The organism is Rhizobium sp. P1_E6 (assembly GCF_056405875.1).
In genome coordinates, this window is record NZ_JBFUBG010000176.1 from 1 (window position 1) to 5,364 (window position 5,364).

Consider the following 5,364-nt stretch of genomic DNA (forward strand, 5'->3'; position numbering starts at 1 on the left):
TTCAACAATAGAGTGACGGAATCCCAGTGTGACCGCCATCCGGCCTGCGTCACCGGCGTGTAGCCGTTTCTTTCCTTCGGCTCGATCTTCGCCTTCTGTGCGAGCAGGAAAGCGATGACCTCGGCGTGGCCTTCTTCGGCCGCCGCATGCAGGGGCGTCATGCTGTAGAAGTTCTTGTCGTCGTTGACGGAGGCGCCTTTGGCCACCAGCAATTCCACGATATCGAGGTGACCGCCATAGGCTGCTGCATGCAGGGCCGTCAGTCCGCCCTTGTTGCGGATTTCGATATCGCAGCCCCGGTCCAGCAGAAGGGTGACGACATCAGTCTTGCCCGACAAGGCGGCAATCAGCAGCGCCGGCTCGCCGGTATCATCCGGCTCGGAGAGGTTTGCCCCCTGATCTGCAAGCTGTTTGACGCGATCGACATTTCCCTCACGCGCAGCGTCATGAAGAGGGCCTGCCGAAGCGGCGGAAGCCCCCAAGCCTAAACAGAACAAGCCGATCCAAAAAATATTCATCGCGCACCCCCGTCTTGCCATCCCTGGCTTCACAAGCGCGAAAGCGTGATTAAGCTATCATGAATATGAGCGATCGACAATAAATGGCGAATCTGTTTGGAGAGCGGCGCGTGCGAGGCCACTTGCGGCTCCGTAGCAAACCGCAGCTTGGAACAGGGATATTGTTATGAACTGGTTACCGAGAGCTACATTGCATCGAAGCTGATCTGTCAATGAAGGCCTTGCAGTCTGTTTCGTCGCTCAGCCAGCAACTCGCGTTGGACCAAGCTTCGCGCATCTTCGGTAAGACTACCCGTTTTCGAAAGACCAAGTTCGACAAACCGCGTTTCAATCTGTTTCGGGATTGAGTCCGCTTCGTGCTGGCAGAGCCGCACCAGCCATTTCCATTCGTCACTCGTCAAATCCTGCCGCGCGATCATTAAATGGTCTCCTCCAGAGCAACGTTATCCATTGATGGATAGCACAATTCACGTCGAAAGGCAGGCGACTGAATCATCGGGCTGATCAAGCGCGCAGGGGCTCCCAAAGCCCCTAACGAATCCTCTGCTTGGTGTTGTCTGACACTAGTAACCGGAATATGTGGGAATCTCTGGGATTATCCGGGAACGCATGCGAAAACGCCTAAAATCAGCCTCTTAACTCGGACGGAGCGGGCATCCCGTGGGTTTATCTTGACAGTACGACCTCCAAGAAGGGCAGCCTCATCGAGAACCAATTCCTTGAATTGGATGTTTGCTTCAAAACGCCTTCGAAAAAACCCCGACGGACCTCAAGTACCCTTCAAGCCTACAAAACAAGGCTTTTAAAGTTGTTCGCGGCGTAATAAGCAACCGCGTCTGCGGTCGCTATTATCCTTTGCTGCCAAAAAAGATTCCCACATGAACGCGGAAATCTCTTTTGATTGTCTGATGAACAAAGAAATCAAACGAATGGCCTGCTTCCGCGGCGGGGAAGATTTCCACATTGCTCCCTAAGCCTGTAGTGTTAGCTCTGGCCGCTAGGCAGTTTAGGACAACACCTTTCGAAGAGTCAGGCTTTGATCGGCGCAGCAACAAATCAGAAGCATAGCGCATAGAAGGCGGTGGTTACTCGCCTGACATCTCTTAAAATCCTGCAGGCATTTGAAGCATCCCGTTTGGTATTGATCCGGGATACCATCATGCGGCGCAGGGCCGCGGCGCTGGGGCATCGTGCTGGATGACGACGAAACGAAGGGGCGATCTGAATGAGCAATGTTCCAGTGACGACCGAAGGGCGGATCTTCGCCCGGCAGGTGTGGCGGGAGTTCCGGCGGCGGGAGCCGCTGGACGCCTCGGTGTTCGCCGGGAAGCCGGTCAAGAGCTGGGAAGAGGCGATCTTTCCGCTCTTCGAGCGCGGCTGGAAAGATCCGCGCAGTCCGTTCACCTGGAACGCCCTTAACAACGCCGCCAAGAGGCTGATGACCATCCCTCGAGAGGACATGTGCCACCTCCACATGTTCGACGACGGTCTTTACGGCCTCTTGACGGTGCACGCCAGCGACAGCCACGCCCTGAGCGTTATGGCGGGGGAGCGCGAGGAGGCGCTGATCGTGCAGCGCCATTCGTTCACGCACGGATGGTCCGGAGTGGTCGTCGCGAATGTTTCCGATCATGCGCTGGGTCGCTTCTATGAGCGCTGGGACACCAAGCCGACCCTCAGCGACGGTATTACGTTCGTCATCATGTGCGGCCACATTGGAGCCGAGATCGCCACCCGGCAGCATCTCATCGGGTCTGACATCTGCTTCATGCTCGGCAACGGTGCCGTCGCCACTGGCAACGTCAAGGTTTCGGCCCAAGGTAAGACTGGTAAGGCTTTGACTTGGTTCGACTGCCGCACGGTACTGCCGGAAGAAGCCTGCACCGAGGAACAGCTTGAACAGGCGAAGGTGCTCGCCGAAGTGCTCCTCGGGCGAGACCGCGTATCGAATGCGCCGCATAACCCGAGACGCCCGGATTACGTGTTGTCTTTGCTGGAAAAGTCGAAGAAGCCGCCGAACTAAGTCCGTGGGGCGCTCAAGCACGTTGATGGGTACGAGCCCCTTCGCCATAAGCGGGAGGCCGGAAAGTGGAGGAAGCAGTTGAGCAACTAAGCGCGTGTCCCCATCCGGGCTTCAATTCGTTCGGGAACGTTGTACGCCTGAACCGTGATAAGTATCTCTCTGTTGGCATCATCTTTGTGGCCGAATAAATAACTCCAGCTGCTCTCGGACCGTTCCATCGCCAGCTTCTTGAAGTTTGGATGTTCCGGCGTCGCTGCTTTGATCTTAGTTAAGACTCCGCTGAAATCTTTGTTTCGGTTGAAGATTAGAACAGCAGCCTTAGTGTCCCTCCAACTAAGATACGATAGCACCTGATCGAGAGTTTCGAGGTAGGCCTTCTCACCGGACCAAAACTTGCATTCCCCGATAAAGATGTTCCTTCCGTCGACCTTGATAAGGATGTCGGTCTTTCCCTCATAGTTGAAAGTCTCACCAGTTGCGTCGCCCGCATAGTGGCCATTCAAATGGACAAGGAAGTGAGTTCTCAAACTCTCCTCGTCAATCTCCCTGAATGCTCCGGGGCTTTGCTCTATAACCCTGACCATATTTTCCAACACAGTCAGAATGTGTTCATAATCACCTGTCGCCAAAATCGGCTCTGGGCGATACGGTTGTCTCGACGCTGCTGGCGGGCGAGGCGTCGGGCCATTGCTCCGGCAAGCCGTTCGGCAGTTGCGGAGTTAGAAGCTTGACGCATCTCGCCGGGAGCAATGTTCCCGCGCACTTTCTTAAATGGCATCACGATAAATTTCTCGCACAATGACATCGGCAAATMCTTTCTTTAAAACAGATGTTCTTATTTTGTTCTCATAGGTTGTAAAGTCAATCGGATATTGCGGAGCGGCTCTCAGCTTGGATTGGCGATTTCAAGGTCGAGATGCAGTTGTTGTTACTGGGGGAGCTGTTCCCTAACGTCGTGGAAAGACGTGATCCGCCCGATCCCGACCAGTTTTGCATCCGCTTGGACAAGTACGACGAGATTGTTCGCATACTCGACGTGACCGATTGGCGAAAACAGAGCAACGAACTCGAAGCTGAAGCCTGGGCTTGATTTGCAGACAAAAACGTCGGGGCCGATCGCCAGGACAACGCAAGCGGTCAATGAAAGAATGAGTGGCCGTTCAATTGGATGTTTAGATCAAGTTTCTGTTGCCATTCGATTTTGCGCGCTACAGTAGGCCCGTGAACTCGGAGCACCACGCCCGTCAGCAAGCGGGAGCCGAGCTGCTGACCGCTCCTGGCAAGCGGGGCGCCCGCGCTCGCTAGTCGGCCATCATCTCGCTTTCCAGCGATCTCCGCGCAGGTCGAGTTGACGGTCGGCGAATTCATTGAAAAAGGCCACCAAAACCGCGGTTTCCTCGGCAGGAAAGGCGCGATTGTTGTTTATAAAGTGGGCAACTTCTGTGAGCGAGAAACTGCCCGCGCGTTCAGAGGGCCAAAAGGCAAGGAAGTTGCTCGCGCGCGAGAATTTCGTTGGTCATGCTGATCGTCTCCTTCGTGTCTAGAACGCCCAGTTCTATAGGGAAATCTGTGCACAATCTGTAGTCCTGTTGATCTTGCAAACGAATGACCACAGTCTGCAATCAACGATACTTGCTGTGGACATTTCAAAATGATCTTGGACCACGTCGAAAACTCGCTTCGCGAAATCTTCGCTGCAGACGACGTTGCTCGTAGGGCGGCGCTAGTGTTCGGCCAGAAGAAGCTTATTCATTATTGCTCGGCCGATACCGCGCTAAGGATCATCAAACACAAGGAAATCTGGCTGCGAAACGTTCGGGTGATGAACGATTTCATGGAAGTAAACCATGGGTTCAGCCTTATCCAGAGGTCTCTGCAGACGCGAGTTGATACGGCAATCGAAACCGGCATGAACGAACTTAAAAAGGCGTTGGACAGTATTTCGCCCGGCCTTGCTGACCAGACGTTCGCTCAGTTTCAAGCATGGTCGCCGCACATTCAAAACGAAACCTACGTTACCTGTCTCTCAGAGCATCTCGATGACGAGGGCAATGACGGTCGCCTTTCGATGTGGAGAAACTAMTCGTCCGGGCAAGCCGGGGTAGGAATTATTATCAACACTGCGATTTTCGGCCGCACTGACGATGATCTTGGCGTTTATAGCAGTCCTGTCACATATTTATCGGATCAAGGCTTAGAGCAGTCGCTTCTGCTGATCGCACAAAAAATAAGGTTCAATGCAGCATTTCTGACCTCTCTTCCCCAAGAACGCCTAGTAGGTCACTATTTCTTTCTTTTGCGGACCATTGCGCACGGGTCAAAGCATCCGGGCTTCAGAGAGGAGCGTGAGTGGAGAATCTTCCACACGCTGGGGCTTGATGAAAGAAAACTCCTCAAAGTTGAGAGCGAGGCCGTTGGCGGGATACCGCAACGAATATTGAAGTTGCCTGTCGATGGTTCGCTGGAAGGTCTCGCCATACCAAGCTTGATCGACAGCATTCTGATTGGTCCGTCGCAATACCAAGTTGTCATTGGAAATGCGTTGGCGGATGAGCTTCTGCGTGCCGGCATGCAGGACGCGCACCAAAAAATCAAATATTCACCGATCCCTCTTCGAACGTGAGCTGATAGCGGGCTTCAAAAATATTCGTGGAGTGCCCCCCATTTCGCCGGACAGATCAGCTATTGAGACAATGCTTTGATGAACTCCCTTGGGGAGGCCATTTTCAGCGCTGAGTGTGGGTGGATTTCATTATAGTCTTCGATCCATCCGTCGATCTTCCGGAGGGCTGTTGCGGCGTCCGGAATGGGTGAGATGCGTAT

The 5,364-nt window shown here is 53.9% G+C and carries 6 protein-coding genes; 2 read left to right on the plus strand and 4 right to left on the minus strand.

Annotation, left to right across the window (positions count from 1 at the left end; genetic code table 11):
* Together AC1D35_RS34615 and AC1D35_RS34620 are read right to left on the minus strand one after the other, a co-directional pair.
* On the minus strand, positions 1–518 hold a 518-nt coding region (locus tag AC1D35_RS34615), incomplete at its 3' end, for an ankyrin repeat domain-containing protein (protein ID WP_477942392.1).
* A 209-nt stretch (positions 519–727) separates the two neighbouring features.
* Positions 728–937, minus strand: coding sequence for a hypothetical protein (locus tag AC1D35_RS34620; protein WP_113300032.1), 210 nt, complete (start codon positions 935–937; stop codon positions 728–730).
* 806 nt (positions 938–1,743) lie between these two features.
* On the opposite strand from AC1D35_RS34620, the gene AC1D35_RS34625 reads away from it, so the two are divergent.
* Positions 1,744–2,541: a hypothetical protein gene (locus AC1D35_RS34625; protein WP_113311659.1), complete on the plus strand. Its 798-nt coding sequence runs from the start codon at positions 1,744–1,746 to the stop codon at positions 2,539–2,541.
* Between the two features lie 86 nt (positions 2,542–2,627).
* Here AC1D35_RS34625 and AC1D35_RS34630 read toward each other — a convergent pair whose 3' ends face one another.
* Positions 2,628–3,170, minus strand: a complete 543-nt coding sequence (locus AC1D35_RS34630) for a hypothetical protein (protein WP_477942395.1) — start codon at positions 3,168–3,170, stop codon at positions 2,628–2,630.
* Between the two features lie 1,022 nt (positions 3,171–4,192).
* On the opposite strand from AC1D35_RS34630, the gene AC1D35_RS34635 reads away from it, so the two are divergent.
* Positions 4,193–5,164, plus strand: coding sequence for a DUF2971 domain-containing protein (locus AC1D35_RS34635; protein WP_477942397.1), 972 nt, complete (start codon positions 4,193–4,195; stop codon positions 5,162–5,164).
* Between the two features lie 59 nt (positions 5,165–5,223).
* Here the strand turns inward: AC1D35_RS34635 and AC1D35_RS34640 are convergent.
* A partial coding sequence (locus tag AC1D35_RS34640) for an integrase core domain-containing protein (protein WP_477942399.1) occupies positions 5,224–5,364 on the minus strand: 141 nt, incomplete at its 5' end.